Here is a 22,003-nt window from a genome sequence, read left to right on the forward strand (position 1 = left end):
CTATTGGCAACTCAAGCGCATTCGACAACTTACTTTTCACAGTGGCACAACAAACAGGAATTTTAGGCCTACAAGGAACCGTGGGCGGCTTGGTCTTCCGTGAAGATGGCTCAGTTTCGCAGAAGCCGGCCAGCAACAAGGCGGCTTTCGCCAGCGCTCCGAGCCGGGCGCGGACGCGGGAAAACGCGGCGGAATTTGGCCTGGCGGCCAGCTACAGCAAAGTGCTGCGCGACTCGTTGCGCGTGGCCATTGCAGCGGCCAGTGACAGCCGCGTGGCGGCTCGCCTCACCAAGGTGATGCGCGAGGTCATCGGCCTGGATGACGTTAATGAACGGGGGCAGCGGGTGTTTGATGCCAGCAACTCGGCTCCGTTGCTGGGCTTCAACTTCAATGCCGGCGCGGGCATTGGGCAAACCATGTACTTCCCGTTTGAAATAACGGGCGAAGGCGCCAACGTGACTATGACCATTCCTAGCCTGAACCCGGCGTCGGACATTGCCGCTCCGCAGGGAGCCACGCACTTTGAGGTGGTGTTCGCCGCCTCGGCGCTGGACATGGAAACGCTGACGTTTAAGAATGCTACGGTAGCCGCTCCGCTCGGCATTCTGCCGCTTGCCAGTGCCGCGCTGGCCAATCAGACGATGGTAGCCAGTTTCGCCAGTGCCCCGACCAATGCAGAATTGGTGGTGGGCGTGGCGGGCATCAACTTCTACCAGCAGGTGAGCGGCAAGTACTATGCGCTCAATAACAACAGCACCAACCCACTGGCCATTGAGTACGTGGCCTAGGTTTGGGGCAATGGGAAAGCGGCTGGTCGGTAACGGCTGGCCGTTTTTTCTTGCTAGCTGTCTTTAATTTTCAACTTCCTCACTTTCCGGAGTAATGGCTAAGTCCACTTTATATCAAAAACAATATACCCGTCGGATGCGACGGGCCATTTTGCTGCGCAAGAAAGCCGACAGCAAAGCGCGGCTGTATGCCCAACGGCTGCTCCTGGCTTTGCAGGACGCTGCTTTTGCGGCACGGGTGATGAACCAGCTGAACCAGACCTACAACGTGGACGTGTCGACCAAGACCCTGCTCACAGCCGAGCTGACGCGCAACCTGGACCTGAATGTGCTGAGCAATGCGCTGGCGGGCTCCACGCCGGGCGAAGAGTTGGTGTTATTCAACCTGATTCCGGATAATGGCGTTGGCAATGAGTTGGCCAGTGACTGGCTGTTGGATGGCTTGCCCGAGCCGGCCACACCGCCTAGTGGTGCAGGTGGTAGCACCGGACCTGTAGCTCAGGCGCCGTTGAACGTTACTAAGCTGCAAGCGCAGCCGAACGTACTGGGGAGTTACACCATATCCGTATCAGCCAACTCGCCTTCGGGGCGGTACCACCTGGTCAATACCTCTTCGCTCTACGGATACGACTTTGAGAGTGACCACGAGATGAGCTTCACGCTGGATGAGGCCAAGCAGGGACAGATAGTGACGTTCACCTTCACGGATACGGTCGGGAACCGGGTCGTGCAGGCAGTGGAGATAGTGTAAGCCCGTTTACCGAAAAGTGAAAAGGCCAGTTCCGTGGAGGAGCTGGCCTTTTCTGTTATGGCAAGCACGCCTCGGTTTAGCTTATTCTACATCAAGTCATCCTGCCTATTCAGGCTGAATTTTACTTAAAATAGGTATTGCGGAATTGCAATAATCGCAGACAAATTTGTGCAGTAGTCTGCCGCACGTTGGCGTGCGGCTGAGTAGCGGTTGCCGCTGGTTCCACGCTGGTTGATCAACGTAGTGCCTTGTTCTATTTAGCCTGCCTATGGCTGAACGAAACGGCAGTGTAAGGCTCACTACTTGGGATGTTATACCCAATTGGTTTTGACAGTCGCGTTTCAAATTTCAACACTTCTTGCTATGCTTAAACGCTTTACTCTGCTTACGTGGGTGCTGCTAGCCACTGGTATAATGACTCTGATTAGCCTGTTCATAAAAAACACGGCTTTAAGGTTTTTGAAACGATATCGATTTCGGTATGCTTTGTTGCTTGTGTCAGGTCTGCTGACCAACGCCTATACGGCTTCCGGACAAAGCCTCACTTTTGGGCCGCCTGTCTCCTATTCGAGCGGGTCGGGCAGTCAGCCGTGGGGCCTAGCCGTGGCCGATGTGAATGGAGATGGAAAACCGGATGTGCTGACGGCCAATTACGGCAGCAATACGGCCGGTGTACTTCTGAGTACGGGAACGGGCACCTTGCAGTCCGTGACTACCTACGCTGCGGGCACTGGCACCGGGCCCTTTGGGGTAGCGGCGGCCGACCTTAACGGTGACGGCCGCCTCGATTTAGTAACGGCTAATTTTAATCATTCCACCAGTACGCTGTTTGGTGCACCGGGCGGGGGGTTTCTGGCGCCAACCGTTTACGGTGCTGGCAACAACAGCTCACCGCGAGTAGTGGCGGTAGCAGATGTAAACGCCGACGGTAAGCCCGACGTACTTACCGCTAACGCTGGTAGTGGTACGGTAGGCGTCCTACTGAATTCCGGCACGGGCACCTTGCAGCCCGTGGTCACCTACAGCATTGGCACGGCTAGCGGTACCGATGGCATTGTCGTGGCGGACATTAATGCCGACAACAAGCCTGACCTGCTGGCAAGCAACAGCAGCAACAGTACGGTAGCAGTGTTGCTGGGCAATGGCAATGGCACCTTCCAGGCAGTGGTGACCTATGCCGCCGGAGGCACGGGCAGCGCCACCACCACCCTGGCTGTAGCCGACCTCAACGGGGATGGAAAACCTGATATCGTAGCGGGCAACTCGGGCAACGGTACGGCCGGCGTGTTGCTGGGTAATGGCAATGGCACCTTTCAGGCTGCCACAACGTATTCAGCCGGTGGTGCTCCTACCGCCGTAGCCGTAGCCGACATGAACGCGGACGGCAAAGCCGACATTCTGACCGCTAACTACACTAGCGGCTCAGTGGGCACCCTGCTGGGCAATGGCAACGGCACGTTCCAAGCGGTGGCGTTGAAACCAGTGGGCGCCCCTTACCGCGTAGCTGCCGCTGACTTCAACAATGATGGGTGGTCCGATATCGTGACGGTTAGCCCTGGTGGCTCGGTTAGCGTATTGCGGAATACTTCATCCTCTCCCACTCTGACAGCTCTCAGCCCCCAGATAGGCCCGCCGGGTACGATATTGACCCTGACGGGCACTAACCTAACGGGCACCACCAGCATCGCCTTCACCGGCAACACCGTCACGAGCGGCTTCACCGTCAACGCAGCCGGCACTCAGATTACGGGCGTCGTGGTACCGAGCGGAGCCATCACCGGCAACATCACTGTGAGCACTAGCTTCGGCACCAGCAACGGCCTCACCTTCACAGTAACGGCCCCGCTCACCATTACCAGCACCAGCCCGACCGCTAATGTGCGGGCGGCTTCGGCCACCGGCCCCGTATCGGTTACCTTCAACCAGGCCATTAGTAGCGGCAGCACGGCGGCGCTCAAGGTGTTCAGCCAGCAGCGGGGCGGGCTGCGCTCAGGCAGCAGCGGCACCACCACGGTAAGTGGCAGCACGGTCAGCTTCGCGCCCACTTATGCCTGGTTGCCGGGCGAAACGGTGCAGGCTACGGTAACCACGGCAGCTACATCTAATGGCGGCGGCACGCTGACTACACCCCGGGTGTGGCAGTTTACGACGGCCGTGAGCGGCGGCACGGGCACGTTTGGGGGTGGGTCGAATCCCGCCGTGGGCAGTTTACCATTCAGCGTGGCCGCCGCCGACGTGAATAACGACGGCTACCCTGACGTGCTGGCGGCTAGCGCCAATAGCAACACCGTGAGCGTGCGTATCAACAACGGCAGCGGAGCCTTCAGCGGCACTACTAATGTGAGCGTAGGCGCCCGGCCTTTCGGGGTAGTGGCCGCCGACGTGAATGGGGATGGTATCTTGGACCTGCTGACGGCCAACCAGAACGCCAACACAGCCAGCATATGCCTAGGCAGCGGCAATGGCACGTTTGGTGCGGCCACTAGCGTGACCGTGGGCAGTGGCCCCTGGGGCGTGACAGCGGCTGATGTGGATGGCGACGGCGACCTGGACCTACTCACGGCCAACCACAGCACCAATACCGTGAGCGTACGCCTCAATAACGGCAGCGGGGTATTCACGGGTACTACTACTGTGCCGGTAGGCAACAATCCCTTCTGCGTGGTAGCCACCGACGTAGACAACGACGGCGACCTAGACCTGCTGACCGCCAACGAGGGCAGCAGCACGGCGAGCGTGCGTATCAACAACGGCAGCGGAGCCTTCAGCGGCACCACCGAGTTGCCCGTGGGCGCCGCGCCGCAGAGTGTCGTTGCCGCTGACTTCAACGGCGACGGCGCGCTGGACGTGGCGACGGCCAACCACGGCGGCAACAATCTGAGTGTGCTGCTCAACAACGGCCGCGGCACGTTTGGCGCGGCCACCTCGGTCAGTTCGGGTGCGTATGCGTGCGGCGTAGTGGCCGCCGACGTGGACGGTGACGGTGACCTGGACCTGCTCTCGACCAATTTTCAGGCAAACACTGTGAGTGTACGCATTAACAACGGCAGCGGCAGCTTCAGCGGCATAGGCAATCTGAGCGTAGGCAGCGGGCCAATTGTTATTATAACAACCGATGTAGACGGCGACGGCGACCTGGACTTTCTGACCGCCAACCAGACGGCCAACGCCGTGAGTGTGCGCTTCAACCAAAACGCCAGCTTCCCCGACCTAGTAATAAGCACCGGTACCCTACAGAGCCCTGCCACTGTGCCTGCCGGCACCTACAACTCCCTCACTGTGATGGGCAACAGCGTGGCTCAACTAGCCGGCAATACCGTAGTGAACAATGTCGTGACAGTGAACGGTACGCTGCTCACCAATTGCCAGCTGTTGACCGGGGCGGCCAGCTTCACGCTGACGGCGGGGGCCACGGTGGGAATCTGCGACCCGGCGGGCCTGAGCAGTACCACCGGCACCGGGGCGGTGCGCACCACCGGCCCCCGCAGCTTCTCGACCGCGGCCAGCTACCTTTACAACGGCACGGCCGCGCAAACAACCGGCAACGCCCTGCCCGACCAGGTACTGAACCTGACAACTACCAACGCCCAATTGCTGACACTCAGCCAGCCCGTGCGGGTGCAACAGGTAGTGACAGTGGGCGGCGCGGGCAACCTCGTGCTCAACGGCCAAGCCCTGACGCTGCTCTCTGATGCCAGCGGCACGGCCCTGGTGGTGAACAGTGGCACGGGCGTGGTGCAGGGCAGCACCGGCACCATGCAGCGCTACATCGACGCCAGCGGCAACAGCGGGGCCAGTGGCTACCGCCACTACAGCACCCCGGTGAGCGGCACCACCGTGGCCGACTTGGCCACCGGCACGTTTGCGCCCACCCTCAACCAGCTGTATAATACCAGCACGACGCCGACGGCCGTGCAGCCCTTCCCGACGGTATTTGGTTACGACGAAACCCGCTTGGCTAGCTCGCCGGCCACCGGCCTGAGCGAGTTCGACAAAGGCTGGTTTTCGCCCGCCGCTCCCACCGACCCGCTGGCCGTGGGCCGGGGCTATACGGTGCAGCTGGGCAACGCCGAACTAGTCGATTTTACGGGGACCTTCGTGACCGGCTCCCGCACCCTCGGAGGCCTGACGCGGGGCAGCCGAGCCGACGCCGGCTGGCATCTGGTGGGCAATCCCTATCCGGCCCCGCTCGACTGGAGCACGGTGACCAGCGGCCAGCTCACGGCCGTCAACCCGGCCATCTATATCCACCAGAGCACCGGGCCCTACGCGGGGCGGTACCGCACGCTCGTGAATGGCATTGGGGCGGGCAGCAGCTTGATTCCGGCCGGCCAAGCCTTCTTTGTGCGGGCCAGCATGGCCGGAGCCACCGGCAGCATCGCCCTCACGAATGCTAACCGCGCTACTACGTTTGCCGGGCAGCCGGCTTTGCAGCGCAGCAATGACCCGCGCCCCCGCCTGCGCCTGAGCTTGGGCGTCGGCAGTCAGCCGACCACCCCCGCCACGGCCGTCGACGAAGCTTTCGTATACCTGCAGGCCGGGGCTACCACTGCCTTCGATGGGGCCTACGACGCTGATAAGCTCGCCAACCCCAATGGGTTCTATCTGGCCAGCACTAGCACCGATGCTGTACCACTAGGCCTGAGCATCAACGGCCGTCCGCTGCCGGGCACCACCGACGAGGTAATTCCGCTGTGGCTGAGCGCCCCGGCTGGCGCTTATACCCTCACCGCCACCGAGCTAGTCAACTTCGCAACCCCCAACAGCGCCCTCATGCCCTACCTGCGCGACGCCCTGACGGGCACCTTTACCGACCTGAGCCGGCAGGCCAGCTACTCATTTGCCGTGGCGGCCGGCGCGCCCTACGCCGGCCGCTTCGCGTTGGTGCTACGGCCCGCTGGCGTGCTGACTACTTCGCCCGGAAGCCCGTTGGCGGGTACGCTGGCTAGCCTTTACCCCAACCCCACAGCCGCCGAAACCACGCTGAGTGCCACCGGCCTGCCGGCTTCGGCTGCCACGCTGGAGGCCGTGCTGCTCGATGCGGTAGGGCGGGAAGTGGGACGCTACGTACTTCCCGTGCGCAAGGGGGCTGCCCGTCAATCTCTGTCCGCGACCGGACTAAGTACCGGCCTTTACCTGCTGCGCCTCACCGCGCGCGATGCCCAGTCCCGGCCGTTGGGCTCCCTACGTGGCCAGCGCTTGGTCGTGCGCTAACCCCTTATCCTTCAAGTATTTTCGTAATCCTTACATGAAAAACTCAGGTAAAACAACCGTATGGCGCTGGTTTCTGGTAGCGCTGCCCCTGGCCAACGCGGGCTTGGTTGCTGCTCAAGGTCCGGGCTCGGGTGGCCCTACCCCACAAGCTCCGACAGCTGTACCCCTCGATGGAGGAGCTAGCTTGCTGCTGGCTAGTGGCTTGGCCTACGGCCTGCGTCGACTGCGGCAAGGGCGTAACCCTGTCTGACTCAAGCGGCGCTACTGGCAGCCGATGTCGGCTGCTGTTTCTTGCTGCGCCGGGCTGGATGAGCAAAGCCAGCCCCGCATGCACCGAAAAATGATGATACTGTCATAATCACCTTAGCAGCTCAACTCATGAGCCGGAATCTACTCGTTCATTATGGGCGCACTGCCCTATGCGCACTTGCGCTGCTGGCCGGGGTGTTTGCCTGTGAAAAGCCAGACGAGAAGCCGCACAGCACGCCGACTGGTAATAAGCCGAAAGCTGATTTCTCGTTTACCGTACGAAACCCGGGCGCCCTCCCTGCTACCGTTGCTTTTCAAGCAGCCGCCACCAACGCCACTTCGCTAAGCTGGTCTTTTGGCAACGGCACTACGTCAACAGCTACGAATCCAGAGGCTATTTTCACGAACAACATGGTGTATAATGTGAAGCTGGTGGCCACCAACCAGTACGGTAAGGATAGCCTTACTAAGGCCGTCAGTATTACACTTGACAAGCCAGTAGCCAATTTCACCTTTACTACGAGCGACGCTAAAATCCTGCCCGTTACGCTGACCGCAACGAACACCACCGTCGGGGCAAACACGACGTACCGCTGGTCGTTCGGCACCACGACATCAACCCAAACCAACCTGACCGCCGCCTTTACCTCGGGAGGTATCTATAACATTAAGCTGGTAGCAATCAACGCAGGTGGCCGGGATAGTGTCACCAAGCAAGTGCGCCTATCACCGTACCCGCAGGCGTACACCAGCTTCAACGGCACCCCACTGAACCTATATGCCTGGGAGGGAAGCAAAGTGGTGATTCTGTCGAGAAGCGCCACGCTGAACCGCGCCACGATGTACCGCTGGCTCACGGTGATGGACTCGACCTACAGCTATTACCGCCGATGCACGGGCCGCGAGCCAACGCCGTATGCACCCACGTACCTGAACGGCCGCTCCACTATTGCCGACGTGCCGACCACCTGCGGGGCGGGCTGCGGTTACCTAGGTGCTACCGGAATAGAGTTACAGAGCACGTATTTCGATGTTGGATACAACGCCATCAACGTCACTAATCAGTACGATCAGATTTTGTTTTATGAATTCGGTCGCAATTTTTGGTTTTACAGCGGCCAGCTGGCCTACAAAGCCAACGACCCAGTAGTTACCGGCTATGCCGTGTTCATGCGCTTTATGGCTATGGAAGCGGCGGGCGTAAATGGTGCGGCGTTTGGGCCTTGGTCTTTCCTTGTGTTCAGAAGCAATGTGGAAAACCTAGTCAGCACCTACGCGGCCAATCCTTCGCTCAACTGGGCCAACACGCTGGGTGCCGGCCAAGGGGTTCCCAATTCCGGCCTTGGCGCCACCGATTTATTTGCTTCTTTTTGCTTTAGGTTAAGACGCGACTATGGCGCGGGGAGCAATTTGTTCGTAATCTATGGAAGCAGGCGGCCTTACGCCCCAACGCCGTCACCACCCAAGACGCGGTGGATAACTTCTTCTTGGCGTCCTGCGCCAGCGCCAACCGCAACCTTACCGCCCTGTTCCAATCGTGGCGTTTCCCGCTTTCCAGCAGTGCTGTGGCGGCGGCGGCGCGCTACCCGTAAGCATATGCGGCTTACACCCAGCCTGTCCGTGCGCGCTGGCATCCGTCCTAAAATGTAAAGAATTGAAGGCCGTCTGGCCTGGTCTGGCGCCCACCGGTAAATACGCAAACATATGATTAGTATGCATTTACTCGATATCTTTAGTGTATCAGTCAGAACTTACTGGTGACTGCTGCCACTGACAGACGCTTTCGGCTATAATCTTATGCCCCAAAACATTCCTCTCACCCCCGAGCTAGCCCGCCTGCGTGGTACCTGGCGTACCGTCTATCCCGACGGCAACGACGCGCCACCCGTACACCTAGCCGCCGAGGCCGTGCGGGAGCTGGCCCGCCAGATGCTGCTCAACCAGTTCGTCTTAATTTATGATGTGCGCGCCCAACAGCCGGTATTTGTCAGCGCCGGCATCGAGCGGGTACTAGGCTACCCGGCCGCTGATTTTAGCTTGGAGCGCCTCTACCAGGATATTCACCCCAACGATGCCGCAACGGTGGGTCGGGGCACGGTGCTCTCGGCCGAGTATGTGGCCCGGTACAAGAGCGAAACGCTGGGCCAAGTGTTCAGCATGGCTTACCGCCTGCGCCACCAACGGGGCCATTACGTGCAGATGCTGCGCCAGAACTATGGGCTCTACGCCGACGAGGAGGGCAACGTGCTGGTCATTGCCAGTATCTACACCGACATTAGTGCCCATAAGCGCAGCGACGACGTGACATTTCACTGCACCGATGAGCGCCTGCAGCAGCGGCTGGAGCAAGACCTGAGCCGGCTGCGCCCGGCCCTGAGCCAGCGCGAACAGGCCGTGCTGGCGTTAGTGCTGGCCGGCCGCAGCAGTGGCGAAATCGCCGACGAACTGTGCCTGAGCGTGCACACCGTCAACACGCACCGGCGCAATATCCACCGCAAAACCAACCCCCGCTACCTGCCGGGACTACAGTTGTATTTCTAGCCGAGCGGCGCCTAGCATTCTGCGCCGAGGGATTGAGTGCCGCTCCCGGACTTGGTTGCGCCGGGTGCTACCACGGCATCCGCAAAGCGCAGTAGTAGCGCGTTGAACGCCGGCGGATTTTCGAGAAACGGCGTGTGGCCCGTGCCGGGCACCCGGTGCAGGGGCGGGCCCCAACGGCTGGGGGCAGTCAGGGTAGCAAAATAAGGAGCCAGCACGGTTTCGTCCAGCTCACCCGCCACGAAAGCGAGCGGCACGTTGGTACGGGCTACGTGCCCGCGCTCGTCGCCTAAATCAGCGGCGATGCTGGCCGTCAACTCTGACCGGATGCGGCCGTCGGCGCACTCAACGGCGGCTTGCAGTAACGCCACCTCTTCGGCCGATGCCCGCGGCCCCAACGCGTAGCGAGCCATTGCCTCTACTTCGCCTGCCGACACGTTTTCAACGAAAAAGAGCTTTCGCGCCTCTACATTCGGGTACGCCTCGGCAAAATCGGAGATTGCGCTCAGCGGCGGCGCAATTGCTATCAGTCCCCGAAGCGCCGGCAAGCTGGGCAGCAGCTCCAGCAGCAGATTACCGCCGTAGGAGTGCCCCACCGCCAGGGCCTGTTCCAATCCCAGCGCCTGCACGGCGGCCCCCACCGTTGCCCGCATGCTGCCGAGGCTATACCGTTCCGGCGTCCAGGCCGATTGTCCGTGCCCCGGCAAGTCGATTGCCACCAGGCGGAACTGCTGCAACTCGGGAGCCTCGAATTGGCGAATGAACGTGTCGGCCGCGAAGGAATTGCCGTGCACGAAGAATACAGGCCCGCCGGCCGGGTTGCCCGCCTCGTAGGTGGCTACTGTGACGCCGGAGGCCAGGGAAAGAGAAGTGGACTGCATAAACGGAACAAGCTTAAAGGTGTCCTTGTAATATTATTTATTTAGGAGCAGATTGAAAACAAAAGGCTACCGCTGTGGAGAGAAATGCAGAGTCCGCAACCAAACAAATAGGTTCAGTTGCGGGCTCCATTGTTATGAGCATTACACAGCACTTCTAACGTACTACTGACTCGTCGGGCGAGCGTGGTGGTTTAGCAGGATGAGCTTCGCACGGCACAACGGCATGAGTAACGTTGCGGCGGATTGTGCACGGCGGAGCCTCGGCCACGACGGAGGCGTGGTGCTGATCGGAGAGCAGAGCTAACAAGTTGAGGGTAGGCCACGCGGGCGTCGGGTTCGTTGTCGTAGCACATGGTAAGCGTGACGGTGTGGGTTTGTTTGTCGTGGCATAGCTGAATGGTGTGGTTCATGGCTGGTTGGGTTTGCGTGGTGGAAAGAAGGCGCTGGCGGCCAGTGTGAGCAACAGGCCAGCGGCATAGAGGCGGCTGTCGGCGGGGCGACCTAAAAGTCCGGATACCATCAGGGCGCCGAGCAACAGAAAAAACAGGGTTCTCAGAGGCAAGCAGCAAGCAGAGCTTTTGCGGCGTCTGCGGAATGATATACTGGGTTAATTCGGGCATACTCGCGCAGCAGGCGGGTGTACTTCTTGCGGCCCTGGGCCATGGTGGGTTCGTCGGCGCTGACTTCTACTAGCCAGATTTCGTAGGGCACTTTCTTCTGCACGCCCACAATCAGGAAGCGGTGGGCTTGCAGCACGTCGGCGTAGAAGGCGGCTTGCCGGTCGTAGTCGTACTGCTCGATGGTGGCTACGAACTGCGCGTAGTCGCGGCAGCTGGTGGTTTTGAAGTCAACGAGCACCTTGCGGTTTCGGCGCGGAGTGACGAGCAGCAGATCGGGGCGCAGCTTGACGGTCAGGCCGGTTTCGGTGTGCGTGGCGGTATGGGTCAGCTTGGGGGTACCGCGGTAGAGCAGGTCGCGGCAGTAGCGGTGGCGGCGCACGGCGGCGGCTAGGTTCGTGAGCAATTTGATTTGGACGGGCGGCAGATCGGCAGGCGGCAGGTAGTGGGCGGGCTCTAGTACAGCCTCGTGGAAGGCAGCACCGAAGCGCAAGGCCTGCGGGTTAGGGGCCCGGAGTTGGCCTAATAGCCCGGCTTTGAGGGTGGAGAGGTCGGTATTGCTGACGCAGGGCAAGGCGCGGTGCTGGGCCTGGGTCAGCTCGGGAAAGGGTTCGAGGTTATGAAACATGGGAGAAAAAGTCAGAAGTTAGGAGCTAGGAGCACCTTCAATAGAGTTGTGCAGTTAGCGGATGAGAGCCAGGCGTTGATGGTCGGTGGTGCGGAGCAGCCAGATGTGGGCACTGCCGCAGCCGACTTCGTAGGCGGGAGCTGGAAACAGGTTGCGCACAGCCGGAGCTAGGTCGCGTAGGTCGCGCAGTGGCTCGGTGGTGTCGAGAAGGTAGGCTAACTGGTCTAGCCGGCTGGCTTCAGCTTCGTCAATGGGCAGCAGCTCTATCAGCAGTTGCGGGGATTCGGTGGGGCAAGGCATCGGTAGCGAATATGGTGAGCGTAGCTAGGTGGCCCCCTTCCCTGCTGGGTTGGGGGCCGGTCGGTTTAGGCGGCCTGGGACGTTTCGGTTTCTTCGGAATCGGTAGCTTCTGATGCCGGAGCCGCGTAGCCGTGCTGGATGCGCACCTCAGCGGCGCCGGTATGGGTTTCCTGGCGCCAGATGGGAAAGTCGCGGGCAAATTCCTGGCGGGCGGCTACTTCATGGGCGGGCGCGGGTTCGTAGCTGAACTCGGCAATGTAGTAAGTCGCCTTTTTGCCGTCCTTAGTGGTTTCTTTCTTGCTGGCCTGCACTTTAACGACTACATCAGCTAGCGTCAGGTCGTCGTAGAACAGTGGTTCAATGAGGCGGTAGAGGTTTTCGACGCTGTAGCCGTGGAAGAGCACGGCGCAGATGGCGCCTTTGTCGTCGGCGTAGAACAGCTCGGCCCACAGCTTGCGGCCCATGTTTAGAATATCATCCTGGAAGATGCGCCAAGCCAGCGGAATGAAAGACAGCGACGAGCCGAGCGGGGTAGTGCCGCCGCGGTTGAACTGGCCGGCCTTGGTATCGAAGCGAATCTGGCGGGGGTGGCCGGGCAGATAGCGAAAGCGCGGCACCTGCACGACTTCGCCGGTGGCCTCGTCTACCTTTTCCAGTAGGTAGGCGGGCGGGTTGGGGAGCGTAGCCGGCAGCTCGGCGGTGGTGGTAGCAGGAGCGGTTGTTTTTGGGGTTTTCGTGGCAGTAGCCATAACAAGAAAGAGGAAGAGGTGAAAAAGTGGGGCCCGTCAGCGGCCGGCCTCTTCGCCGGGTTGCTTATTGGAATTGCTGATCGTGGCAGATACTGTGATGGCGCGTTGTCTTTGAAAGCCGCTTTTTTATCATTGCTCCCCTGAAGGAGGCCCGCGCTTTGCGGGTCATCCTGTGTAGCCCCGGCCGGCACCCGCTGCGTTGGGGCTACTTTTGGGCCTTGGTTCGCCGGGCGGCGCGTGGGGTCGTAGGGACACTCGTTCTTCCAGAGGGAGTAGGTCAGCAGCAGCAGCTTGCGCATCACGGCCTCGACGCCGATTTTGCCGGCTGGCCGGCTCGCGCCCGCAAGCGGGTGTAAAAGGCTTTTTGCTGCACGTTGTGGGTCAGGCTGCTGACGGCCGGCAGATACAGGGCCACGCGCAGACGGGCATTGCCGCGCTTGGAGACGCTCGCCGTGCGGGCCGTGGCCCCGCTTTGGCGCTGTACCACGTCCAGGCCGGCGTAGGAGGCGAGTTGGCGCTCGTTCTCCACCAGGGCGAAGCCGCTGGTTTCGGCCACGATGATGCAAGCCGATACCAAGCCGATGCCCGGTATGCCCGTCAGGTAGGCCAGCTTGCGGGCCAGTTCCGGCTCGGCCGCCACGACCTGGGCCAGCTGAGCATCGATTTCGGCCACCAACTCGTCGAGCCAGGCCAGCTGCCGCCGCCGCCGGGTCAAGGCTTGCGGGTCGGGCTGGTAGGTGTGCTGGTGAGCGTGCAGGGGGCTTTTCAGCGGCGAGGCCTGCCGACGCAAGCCCGCCCGCTCGCGGGTGAGGAAGCGCAGCTGCCGCATGGCCGGCGTCAGGGGCTGCCAAGGCGGCAGCTGCCGCTCCAGGCCCAACTGGCAGAGCAGGCGCGCATCCAGCGCGTCGGTTTTGCTCTTGACCTGGGTGCTGTGGGCAAAGTGCTTGACCTTGTGGGGCAAGAGCACGCTCAACGCCTGGCGGTGGTCGGCCAGGAAGTAGGCCAGTTCCTCGTGGTAGACGCCGGTGGCCTCCACCACGTACCAGCAGGGCACCTGAGGCTGCTCTTGGTGGGCAGCGGCCCATGTCAGAAGCGCGGTAAAGCCGGCAGCATCGTTGGCGAACGTGGCCGGTTTGCCGTGAAAGCGCAGGGTTTGGACGGTGTCGAGGCTGGCCGTTTCGCTTACTGCCGTTAACCTGTTGCGCCCCCTCTATGCCCCTAACGGTACCGACATCGTCGATTTCATCCTCGACTACCTCAACCCCGCCGCGCAGCGCATGGCCGACCTGCCCGAACAGCCGGGTATCACCGCCCTCACCCGTTTTCCAGAAATGGCGGCCAATGGCACATTCGACTTTTACCGCCGCACCTACCTTGCCGGCACGCCCGGCAACTTTGAAATTAACTACCAGGCCGACGGCCTCGATAACTACTACCGCATTGCGGCCCAACGCTGCGGCGAGGTACTGGTGGCTAGTTTCACCGACACCACGGACCAGACCCGTACGCTGGTCGAGCAGGCCTTGCGCGTAAGCCAGGCCGTTGAAAAAGCTGCTCGCGCCGAGGTGGAGCGGTAACGCAGGGAGTTGCAACGGCTTTTCGGGCAGGCCCCGGTAGCCATTGCCATCTTCCGCGGGTCCCGCTACGTTACCGAGTTGACCAACCCCGCCGTTTGCGCCATTTGGGGCCGCACCCAAGCTCAGGCTCAACACACGCCCCTGTTCGAGCTGCTGCCTGAAGCGGCCGGCCAGGGCTTTGAAAAGCTGCTCGACGCGGTGATGGCCACGGGCCAGCCTTACGTGGCCCACGAGCGCCCTCGCTCATCAACCGCTATGGCCGGCAGGACACCGTGTACTGGAATTTTGTGTACCAGCCCCTGCGCGGGGAAGACGGCCAAGTGACGGGCGTGACGGTGGTGGCCACCGAGGTGACCGACCAGATGCTGGCCCGCCAGCAGATGCAGCAGCTCAACCAGGAGCTGGAAGCCCGCGTGCGGGTTCGTACTCGGGAAGCCGAGATGACCCGTCAGGAAGTTGAACGCAACCGCCAGCGGCTCGACCAGGCTTTCCGTCAGGCTCTGTTTTACCTTAATTTATACCGCGGGCCCGACCACGTGTTCAAGTTGGTGCACCCGCTCACGCAGCAGCTGTTCGGCGAGCGGGTCCTGCCCGAGCTTGCCGAGGACGCCCACCGGCCTTTCGACCTAGCCTACACCACCGGCGAGCCGCAGCACCATCCCGAATTGCTGACTACCATCGACCAGACCGGCGACGGTAAGCTACGCGAGGTGTATTTCGACATTATGCACCAGCCCCTGTTTGATGCGCAGGGACGGGTTGAGGGCGTGCTCACGCTGAGCGTCGACGCCACCGAGCGGGTGCGGGCCGGCCGGGCCAGTGAGGCCGCGACCCACCGGCTGCGCTTGCTCACTGATGCCCTGCCCGTGCTCATTGGCTACGTGGACCGCGCGCAAAAATACCGCTTCGCCAACCAGGCTTACCAGCTTTGGTTTGGCCATGAGCCCGACCACCTGCTCGGCTGCCCGGTGCGCGAAGTAGTTGGTGAGGCGGCTTATCAGGTTATTAAGCCATATATCGAGCGGGTGTTAGATAGCGGGCGGGTTGACTTCGAAGCCACGATGCCTTACTGCGAAAATTTCACCAGGCACATTCGCAGCAGCTACGTGCCCGACGTGCGGGGCGGCGCAGTCGTGGGGTTCTACACGCTGACGTCCGACATCAGCGAGCAGGTCGAGGCCCGTCAGCATGTTGATACCCTCAATCAGGAGCTAGCTGTTTTCAACGAAGAGCTGCTCGAAATCAACACGCAGCTCACCCGCACCAACGTGGACCTCGACAACTTCATCTACACCGCCTCCCACGACCTGAAAGCGCCCATCTCCAACATCGAAGGCCTGTTGCTGGCCCTCGGGCACGAGTTGCCGTCTGAGGCCCTGGTGGGCGACGTGCCCGAAATACTGCTGCTCATGCAAAATGCTACCGAGCGCTTTAAACGCACCATAACCTACCTTACCGAGGTAAGCAAGCTGCAGAAAGAGCATGCCCAACCGCCTACGCAACTGCCGCTGGCCGCCGTGGTGGAAGAAGTCCGGCTCGACCTGCCGCCGCTGGTGCAGCAAACGCAGGCCCAACTCGTCGTTGATGTGCCGCCCACTGCCCACCTGCCTTTCTCCAAGAAAAACCTGCGCTCAGTGGTGTATAACCTGCTCAGCAACGCCCTCAAGTACCACCACCCTGGCCGAACCCACGGGCGGTGCAAGTACTAGCCGAAGATGGCGTAGACAGTAGCCACCACACCAGCAACCACGTGAACGAGTACGCCGCCGTACCCTTCGACTACGTGCTGACCGTGTGCGACCATGCAAAGTCTGCCCGCTGCTTCCAGGAAGCGGCACCACAACTTTCCGGATCCGGCCAAGGCTACGGGCAGCGAGGAAGCGGTATTGAGTGAGTTTCGCGCCGTGCACAATCAGATGAAGGACCCCACTAACGGGCGTAGACACTTGGCTATTCAACTTGTGCCAGCACAATATAGTGCTAACTGCTAGTAGTGAGCAAAACGCGTTCAGGAAAGATAATTCACTGACACAGTGCCTGTTGAACAGCTAACAATAACTGCAACAGTTAGGGTTTGTTGGAAGCTAATACCTCGTCTAGTAGCTTCGCAATAGCTTGTAATAGCGTTCTTACAAGGTGCCATTGTGCAGACACTGCTCCTGAAATCACTTTCACGTTTCTTCTAAAGAAGGTTTTGCAGCTTTGCAACTACCAGGGTTCTTGCTGCCACTCGTTATGCCAACAGTACAAATTGCTGATCTGCAGGTAGAAATAGTACGCAAGAACATTCGCAGCTTACGCCTCACAGTATATGCCCCCGACGGCCGCATCCGAGTGGCCGTACCTACGCGCACACCCGACCAAGCTATTCAGGATTTTGTGGTTGCGCGCCGCGCGTGGATCGGCAAGCATCAAGAGAAGTTCAAGTCGCAAAAGCCGGCGGCGGAATTACAGTACGTATCAGGAGAAACGCATTACTATCAAGGTACTGGCTACCTGTTGCAGCTTTACGCAGGTAGTGGCGCACCACACATAGTACGCCACGAGCCACAAGTTCTGGCTATGTATGTGCCGGAAGGCAGTACCCGGCAGCAGCGTGAAAAAGTGTTGCAGGCTTGGTATCGGCGGCAGCTAAAAGCGCAACTACCGGATATGATAGCGCAGTGGCAGAAGGTGGTGGGCGTGCAAGTAAACGAGTGGGGCATCAAGCAAATGAAAACCCGCTGGGGAACTTGCAACATCCGGGCAAAACGAATCTGGTTGAACCTGGAGCTAATCAAAAGGCCCACCGCCTGCCTGGAATACGTGGTAGCACACGAACTGGTGCATCTGCACGAGCGGCTACATAATGCGCGATTTTGGGGACTGATGGATCAGTTTATGCCGGATTGGCGCACGCATCGGGAACAGCTGAAAAAGACAACGATGGAGTCTCCCATTCAACCAGATGCTTGCTGATACCCCACCTAAGCACAGGCTAAAGGTGGCTACTCTGTGATTATAGCAATTTCAGGCTCAGTGTACCGGCTCGGCGAGTAGCACACTTTACAGTTCGCGTCCTCGCGCCGGTAGCCTCGTTCAGCGACGCGAACTACAAAGTGCGCGCTACTCGCCACCGACTTTGAAACCGCTCTGGCTGACCAAGCAGCTTTTCATTCCTTGCAACGAGAAGCTGCTCTGAGAGGCCGCACACTGGCATTTCCAAAATCAGAAGCTTTGGATGCTGGCTATGCTGTCGTACGCCGCGCAACAAGCGGCGGCTGATTATCATCTAGCATTCATTGCCCTACGGTCGCTTTGCAGCTAAGCAGCTAGGCTAGTGCTGCTTTAAAGTGTATCAAAGGCTGCTTTCGTTTTTCTGATTCAACAATGTTTGTAGCATCTATCGACTACTACAAAATTTGTTGCACATATAGCCTATCTAACACATTAATAAGGAACATTATAGCCACGAACATGATACATCCTAATTAAAAACGTAAATTATCAACAACTTATTTACTTATTAATTTGTATAATATACAAGATAATTCGATATTTGCATCATCAATGTTGGTTCTCCTAACCTTATTCTCTATGATCAAGCTTAACTGCCACATCAAAACCAGTAGCGCCTATAGTAGACCCACAACCCTATCTGCTGTTAGCAAGCAACTATCTCTTCTAGAGCTAAAGCAGAACGACACGCTTTGCCCCGTCCAGTCTGATCTGCTTAATAAACTACAAGTACCGGTTGATTTGCGCTCTACGCCCAATATCGAGCAACCCGCACTTGCTGTGCTTAGAAGCTGAAGGCCATGCAGGACTTTATGAGTTACTGGGGAATAGTGGTGTCGGTCTTAACGGCATGCTCCGCGGGTACACTCTACTTCATTAAAAGTTGGCGCGATGTTGAAACCCTCAAAGAGCATCGGCGAACCCAGGAAATGCAGATTGCGGCATTGTTGGAGAAGGTGGATGGGTATCAGATGGCGGCGCTGGCGCGGGAGGTAAAGCACAAACAAGCTTTCGAGATGAAGTTGCATGAACACCGGACAGAAACAGCGCGCGACCTGACAGCTGGTCGCCGCGAAAATGCAAACGCGGTGCTTCGGCTCCACGAACGGGTGGAAGCCCTGGACAAGCTGCTGTCGGTTTCGGTGGAACGGCAAAACCAACTGCTGGACTCGACGCGGCGGCAAGAAGTCCGTAGCGAGCGAGTGGAAAAGATTCTTTGGTCGCGGGGAAATGCCAGGCTGAGCGAAGAATAACCCTGCTACTGTTTGAATCCTGATTGGTTGAAATGGGCCTTCCTGGTAGGGTTGTGCCCCTACCCTATCACAACTTTCTTATTCACTTTCACTACCACTGCTATGAACCAGTGCCAAAAACTAACCTTGTGGGAGCGTCTGCGGCTCCCTACTCCCCAATTCTTCCGCAAAGTGCGCGCCATAGGCGCGGCGCTAGGTGCTTTGGGGCTTGTGCTTACCACCACCCAGGTACCGTTGCCGGGTATTGTTGTAACAATAGGAAGCTACCTTATTTTAGCTGGTTCGGTGGCGGCCGCTATATCGTCGGTGGCAGTGGAGCCGGAAGACGGCAGCCGTGTGCCGCACCCTGCTCTACCAGCTCAAACCTCGCATGGCAGCCGCACCGAGGCGCTATAGCTTTCCGACAGCAGCTTTATCAAGCCTATGCATACTGCTTGTTTGCGCAGACAGCTACAAGAATTACTGCTTTTAGGCGCATCTACTAGCATCAAAATCCCGCTACACCCAGCAGTCTTGTTGCATAATACAGCTTGATGCTCTACTATTGTCAATAGATATTGAATAATTGCTACGTATTTAGCTGTTAACTCCGTACTACTTAACAACACCTTACAACATAACCGCACCACAATGGAATTGCACGAACGATTTGCTGCTTTTATTGCCGATAAAGGTATTACCGTGAACCAATTGGCGAAAGAGTTGAATTATGATCGGCCAGAGAAACTGTATTCCATTTTGCGCCAACGCAACAAGCCTAGCTACGAAACGCTGCTCGACATTCTCACGCGCTATCCGGAGTTGAGTGCCGAATGGCTGATTAGGGGGCAGGGCCTGATGTATATCAACGCACCTACAACAGATGTTGAAGTAGGGCTTGAGTTAACTAAGAATTTGCCTCTGCGCACCGACAACGGCCGTACTTTGGTGGTAACCACTGATACTAAAGGCAAAGAAAACATGTCGTTGGTGCCAATTCCGGCCCAGGCGGGCTACAGCCGGCAGTTCAGCGACCCTTCTTTTGTGGAAGACCTCGTGAAATTCACCATTCCGGGCTTTCCTATTCAGGGTGGGCGGGCTTTTGAGGTGGAAAGTGATAGTATGATGCCCATTATCCGCCACAAGGATATGGTGCTGTGCAGCTACGTAGACAAGTGGACCAACCTGGCGCCCGGCTACCCCTACGTGGTGGTAATGGAGAACATGATTATGGTGAAGCGCATCAATGCCCCCATCCTGCACGCCCACGACGTGGTGGAGCTGCACTCCGACAACTCGCACTATCAGGTACACCGGGTCAGAGCCGAGGATATCAAGGAAATCTGGTTGGTGCGAGGCATTCTTACTTCGCAAATACCAGCCAACAACCGCGAAGTACAGGACCGGCTGATTGAAATGGTAGGCTTTATGACCAACAACACCGAACACCTGCAACTGATGACGATGGAAATGCTACGCATGATTCGCGAAACGCAGGCAGTAGCTAAAAAATAGCTTTAAGCGGTAAGCTTTTTATTGAACGTCGGCTTGAAGCTTACCGCTTAAAGCTATTTTTCACCTTTCCAGCTTGAAGCCAGCATCTACTGGTGGCCGCTCGTTTTGGTTGGCTACGGCCCAGCCCGTCAGGTAAATCCAGCGGGTGACGCCGGCCAGCTTGGCGATGTTGATGGCCTCGGGCTCGTCTTTGGGCGTGTGATAGTCCTTATGCAACAGCGTGGTGTAGCAGATGGAAGGAATATTCAGGCGGGCGTACGACAGGTGGTCGGAGCGGAAATACCAACCTTCGGGGTGGGTAGGTTTGTCCCAGAGGGTATCGAGCTTGAATTTGGGGCTGGCTTGGTTGGCGGCGAAGGCTGTGGCTACCAGATCTTTCGAGTTGCGGTGCGGCGGCTGCGAGCCAAGCAGCGCGGCGCTGTCGGGGGCGTTGCGGCCTATCATTTCGGCGTTTAGCACGGCTACTATCGACTCTTTGGGCACGGTGGGGTTAGCCGCGTAGTAGCGCGAACCTAGTAAGCCGCGCTCTTCGGCCCCGTGGTACACAAACAGCGCTGAGCGCCGCCCTGGTTTCTGCACGAAAGCTCGCCCGATGGCTAGCAGGGCGGCGCAACCGGTGGCGTTGTCGTCGGCGCCGTTCCAGATGGAGTCGCCGGCTACGGCTTTGCGCACGCCGTCGTGGTCTTGGTGGGTGCTGAACAGCACATTCTCGGCTTTTAGCTTGGCATCGGTGCCGGGCACTTTGGCTACAATATTGACGGATGGATAGCTGAAGCTTTCCACGTTGAGTGTAGCGACAAGTTGCTGGCCAGGCTGGCGCACCCACGACAGCGCATCGGCGGGCAGCCAAATGGTGGGCGCCTTTGCTACAACTTCCACGTTGGGGCCGCCGGGCAAGTCATAGCGGCCTCGCTCGTAGCCGGTGGACCACCGCTCGTAGTAGTCTTGGGCCCGTGCATCCGACACAAACACCACCGCCACAGCGCCCGCCTTCATTAGTTCCACCGACCGGTCGCGCATGCTGCCGGTCAGGAAGCGCCGGTAGCTTAGCTCTGCCGGCCCGGTACCCGAAAAAAGAACAGCCACCGCCTTGCCCTTAACATCGACGTTCGCCATTTCGGCCGTGGTACCCGTGCCCACATACACTAGCAGCGCATTTACGGAAGCAATGCCGGGCGCCAGAATCATGGCGTCCTGGCCGTGGGTGAGTTGGTGGGTACCGATGCGCAGCGTACTGTTTTTGGTGAGGCGCGTACGCTGAATGTGGAAGAATTGAAAGTAAGTACCATCGTCGCCGGCGGGTTGCAGGCCGCTGGCGCGCAACTGTTCGGCTATCCACATGGAAGCTCTGAGTTCATCGAGCGTCCCACCCTCGCGGCCGCGGAAATGGTCGCCCCCGATGGCGAATAAGTCGTGCTTGAGGTCTGCCTCTTTGATGGAAGTGCGCTTGTCGCCGGTAAAGGGGTTGCGCTGTGCAGAAGCTGCGCTACCAACCAGTAAAAGGGTACTCACCCAGCCAGCAGCTGCTAAATGTGAAAGGAAATTTCTTGACATGCAGACGAAATAATATGCTTTAGCCTTTGCCCTACGCAATGGATGGCTTCTGGTTGAATTAAAGCAGCACTATATAACTAGCTTAAGCTAGGCTGTTAGAAGCCAGAGAACTAGTTTCCCTCCTCATCTAAGGGGCTCGGGATGATTGACCGATTGTTGTTTTCCTGGAGCGTCCTTGCTCAGTCCTGTCAAGCATCTAACTCAGTGACGCCCAAACGGTGTAGAGACGCGACACTTCGCGTCTCAGCGTTGAACGACGTAATTTTCTCGGCCTCAAATGCTGTAGCACGAAACCTACGCTTCGCACCTCGTTGAACGATCGGAATTGTACCGTCACAACGAGTATCATTCAACGGTACGCGCAGCGCAGGCTTTGCGCTACACCTTCTGCAACAACGTCAGCAACGCTGAGA

22 protein-coding genes are annotated in these 22,003 nt (G+C 58.9%); 14 read left to right on the plus strand and 8 right to left on the minus strand.

The annotated features are described in order from the left end of the window. Window positions 1-41: 41 nt before the first annotated feature. The 6 genes from VF639_RS05335 (at window position 42) to VF639_RS05360 (ending at window position 9,543) form a co-directional block, all read left to right on the plus strand. Window positions 42-788: a hypothetical protein gene (locus tag VF639_RS05335; protein ID WP_331144847.1), complete on the plus strand. Its 747-nt coding sequence runs from the start codon at window positions 42-44 to the stop codon at window positions 786-788. A 94-nt stretch (window positions 789-882) separates the two neighbouring features. Then, window positions 883-1,539, plus strand: a complete 657-nt coding sequence (locus tag VF639_RS05340) for a hypothetical protein (RefSeq protein WP_331144848.1) — start codon at window positions 883-885, stop codon at window positions 1,537-1,539. 495 nt (window positions 1,540-2,034) lie between these two features. Continuing rightward, window positions 2,035-6,753, plus strand: a complete 4,719-nt coding sequence (locus VF639_RS05345; protein ID WP_331144849.1) for a beta strand repeat-containing protein — start codon at window positions 2,035-2,037, stop codon at window positions 6,751-6,753. Window positions 6,754-6,787: 34 nt separating this feature from the next. Further along, window positions 6,788-7,003 (plus strand): PID-CTERM protein-sorting domain-containing protein, encoded by a 216-nt coding sequence (locus VF639_RS05350; protein WP_331144850.1) that lies wholly within the window; start codon window positions 6,788-6,790, stop codon window positions 7,001-7,003. 128 nt (window positions 7,004-7,131) lie between these two features. Beyond that, a complete protein-coding gene (locus tag VF639_RS05355) occupies window positions 7,132-8,652 on the plus strand; it encodes a PKD domain-containing protein (RefSeq protein WP_331144851.1) in 1,521 nt (506 codons plus the stop codon). Window positions 8,653-8,799: 147 nt separating this feature from the next. Beyond that, on the plus strand, window positions 8,800-9,543 hold the full coding sequence (locus VF639_RS05360) for a helix-turn-helix transcriptional regulator (RefSeq protein WP_331144852.1): 744 nt from the start codon (window positions 8,800-8,802) through the stop codon (window positions 9,541-9,543). An 11-nt stretch (window positions 9,544-9,554) separates the two neighbouring features. Here the strand turns inward: VF639_RS05360 and VF639_RS05365 are convergent, their stop codons facing one another. The 7 genes from VF639_RS05365 to VF639_RS05395 form a co-directional block, all read right to left on the minus strand. Beyond that, a complete protein-coding gene (locus VF639_RS05365; RefSeq protein WP_331144853.1) occupies window positions 9,555-10,421 on the minus strand; it encodes an alpha/beta fold hydrolase in 867 nt (288 codons plus the stop codon). A gap of 191 nt (window positions 10,422-10,612) precedes the next feature. Then, the gene (locus tag VF639_RS05370) at window positions 10,613-10,831 is read right to left on the minus strand and encodes a hypothetical protein (protein WP_331144854.1); all 219 of its coding nucleotides are present in this window, start codon (window positions 10,829-10,831) and stop codon (window positions 10,613-10,615) included. After that, window positions 10,828-10,983 carry a hypothetical protein gene (locus tag VF639_RS05375; protein WP_331144855.1) on the minus strand — a complete coding sequence of 52 codons (156 nt, stop codon included), beginning with the start codon at window positions 10,981-10,983 and terminating at the stop codon, window positions 10,828-10,830. The genes VF639_RS05370 and VF639_RS05375 overlap by 4 nt, the downstream gene beginning before the upstream one ends. Then, window positions 10,974-11,666 carry a PD-(D/E)XK nuclease-like domain-containing protein gene (locus VF639_RS05380; RefSeq protein WP_331144856.1) on the minus strand — a complete coding sequence of 231 codons (693 nt, stop codon included), beginning with the start codon at window positions 11,664-11,666 and terminating at the stop codon, window positions 10,974-10,976. The genes VF639_RS05375 and VF639_RS05380 overlap by 10 nt, the downstream gene beginning before the upstream one ends. A gap of 54 nt (window positions 11,667-11,720) precedes the next feature. Beyond that, complete coding sequence (locus VF639_RS05385; protein WP_331144857.1) at window positions 11,721-11,966, minus strand: hypothetical protein; 246 nt, start codon at window positions 11,964-11,966, stop codon at window positions 11,721-11,723. A gap of 65 nt (window positions 11,967-12,031) precedes the next feature. Next, window positions 12,032-12,715: a hypothetical protein gene (locus VF639_RS05390; protein WP_331144858.1), complete on the minus strand. Its 684-nt coding sequence runs from the start codon at window positions 12,713-12,715 to the stop codon at window positions 12,032-12,034. Window positions 12,716-13,013: 298 nt separating this feature from the next. Then, window positions 13,014-13,865 carry an IS110 family RNA-guided transposase gene (locus VF639_RS05395; RefSeq protein WP_331144886.1) on the minus strand — a complete coding sequence of 284 codons (852 nt, stop codon included), beginning with the start codon at window positions 13,863-13,865 and terminating at the stop codon, window positions 13,014-13,016. 49 nt (window positions 13,866-13,914) lie between these two features. On the opposite strand from VF639_RS05395, the gene VF639_RS05400 reads away from it, so the two are divergent. The 8 genes from VF639_RS05400 to VF639_RS05435 all read left to right on the plus strand — a co-directional run bounded on the left by VF639_RS05400 (window position 13,915) and on the right by VF639_RS05435 (window position 20,036). Continuing rightward, the gene (locus VF639_RS05400; RefSeq protein ID WP_331144859.1) at window positions 13,915-14,292 is read left to right on the plus strand and encodes a hypothetical protein; all 378 of its coding nucleotides are present in this window, start codon (window positions 13,915-13,917) and stop codon (window positions 14,290-14,292) included. A 9-nt stretch (window positions 14,293-14,301) separates the two neighbouring features. Further along, window positions 14,302-14,616, plus strand: a complete 315-nt coding sequence (locus VF639_RS05405) for a PAS domain-containing protein (RefSeq protein WP_331144860.1) — start codon at window positions 14,302-14,304, stop codon at window positions 14,614-14,616. After that, window positions 14,565-16,001 (plus strand): sensor histidine kinase, encoded by a 1,437-nt coding sequence (locus VF639_RS05410; protein ID WP_331144861.1) that lies wholly within the window; start codon window positions 14,565-14,567, stop codon window positions 15,999-16,001. Before VF639_RS05405 ends, VF639_RS05410 begins: the two co-directional genes overlap by 52 nt. Continuing rightward, window positions 15,989-16,186: a low molecular weight phosphatase family protein gene (locus VF639_RS05415; protein WP_331144862.1), complete on the plus strand. Its 198-nt coding sequence runs from the start codon at window positions 15,989-15,991 to the stop codon at window positions 16,184-16,186. Before VF639_RS05410 ends, VF639_RS05415 begins: the two co-directional genes overlap by 13 nt. 341 nt (window positions 16,187-16,527) lie before the next feature. After that, the gene (locus tag VF639_RS05420; RefSeq protein WP_331144863.1) at window positions 16,528-17,250 is read left to right on the plus strand and encodes a M48 family metallopeptidase; all 723 of its coding nucleotides are present in this window, start codon (window positions 16,528-16,530) and stop codon (window positions 17,248-17,250) included. Between the two features lie 839 nt (window positions 17,251-18,089). Further along, window positions 18,090-18,542 carry a hypothetical protein gene (locus tag VF639_RS05425; RefSeq protein WP_331144864.1) on the plus strand — a complete coding sequence of 151 codons (453 nt, stop codon included), beginning with the start codon at window positions 18,090-18,092 and terminating at the stop codon, window positions 18,540-18,542. Between the two features lie 102 nt (window positions 18,543-18,644). Further along, the gene (locus VF639_RS05430) at window positions 18,645-18,938 is read left to right on the plus strand and encodes a hypothetical protein (protein WP_331144865.1); all 294 of its coding nucleotides are present in this window, start codon (window positions 18,645-18,647) and stop codon (window positions 18,936-18,938) included. Between the two features lie 234 nt (window positions 18,939-19,172). Next, the gene (locus VF639_RS05435) at window positions 19,173-20,036 is read left to right on the plus strand and encodes a LexA family transcriptional regulator (protein ID WP_331144866.1); all 864 of its coding nucleotides are present in this window, start codon (window positions 19,173-19,175) and stop codon (window positions 20,034-20,036) included. A gap of 60 nt (window positions 20,037-20,096) precedes the next feature. Here VF639_RS05435 and VF639_RS05440 read toward each other — a convergent pair whose 3' ends face one another. Continuing rightward, entirely contained in the window at window positions 20,097-21,590 is a 1,494-nt protein-coding gene (locus tag VF639_RS05440; protein ID WP_414654665.1) for a M28 family peptidase, read from the minus strand. Window positions 21,591-22,003: the final 413 nt, after the last annotated feature.

Source organism: Hymenobacter sp. (assembly GCF_036387835.1).
Classification (GTDB): domain Bacteria; phylum Bacteroidota; class Bacteroidia; order Cytophagales; family Hymenobacteraceae; genus Hymenobacter.

What these genes read in the sequence shown, in the direction of transcription:
- VF639_RS05435 (WP_331144866.1), top strand. Translation starts at nt 19,173, where the DNA reads ATGGAATTGCACGAACGATTTGCTGCTTTTATTGCCGATAAAGGTATT.
- VF639_RS05380 (WP_331144856.1), bottom strand. Translation starts at nt 11,666, where the DNA reads ATGTTTCATAACCTCGAACCCTTTCCCGAGCTGACCCAGGCCCAGCAC.
- VF639_RS05360 (WP_331144852.1), top strand. Translation starts at nt 8,800, where the DNA reads ATGCCCCAAAACATTCCTCTCACCCCCGAGCTAGCCCGCCTGCGTGGT.
- VF639_RS05430 (WP_331144865.1), top strand. Translation starts at nt 18,645, where the DNA reads ATGAACCAGTGCCAAAAACTAACCTTGTGGGAGCGTCTGCGGCTCCCT.
- VF639_RS05390 (WP_331144858.1), bottom strand. Translation starts at nt 12,715, where the DNA reads ATGGCTACTGCCACGAAAACCCCAAAAACAACCGCTCCTGCTACCACC.
- VF639_RS05385 (WP_331144857.1), bottom strand. Translation starts at nt 11,966, where the DNA reads ATGCCTTGCCCCACCGAATCCCCGCAACTGCTGATAGAGCTGCTGCCC.
- VF639_RS05440 (WP_414654665.1), bottom strand. Translation starts at nt 21,590, where the DNA reads ATGTCAAGAAATTTCCTTTCACATTTAGCAGCTGCTGGCTGGGTGAGT.
- VF639_RS05355 (WP_331144851.1), top strand. Translation starts at nt 7,132, where the DNA reads ATGAGCCGGAATCTACTCGTTCATTATGGGCGCACTGCCCTATGCGCA.
- VF639_RS05365 (WP_331144853.1), bottom strand. Translation starts at nt 10,421, where the DNA reads ATGCAGTCCACTTCTCTTTCCCTGGCCTCCGGCGTCACAGTAGCCACC.
- VF639_RS05340 (WP_331144848.1), top strand. Translation starts at nt 883, where the DNA reads ATGGCTAAGTCCACTTTATATCAAAAACAATATACCCGTCGGATGCGA.
- VF639_RS05350 (WP_331144850.1), top strand. Translation starts at nt 6,788, where the DNA reads ATGAAAAACTCAGGTAAAACAACCGTATGGCGCTGGTTTCTGGTAGCG.
- VF639_RS05420 (WP_331144863.1), top strand. Translation starts at nt 16,528, where the DNA reads ATGCCAACAGTACAAATTGCTGATCTGCAGGTAGAAATAGTACGCAAG.
- VF639_RS05370 (WP_331144854.1), bottom strand. Translation starts at nt 10,831, where the DNA reads ATGAACCACACCATTCAGCTATGCCACGACAAACAAACCCACACCGTC.
- VF639_RS05425 (WP_331144864.1), top strand. Translation starts at nt 18,090, where the DNA reads ATGCAGGACTTTATGAGTTACTGGGGAATAGTGGTGTCGGTCTTAACG.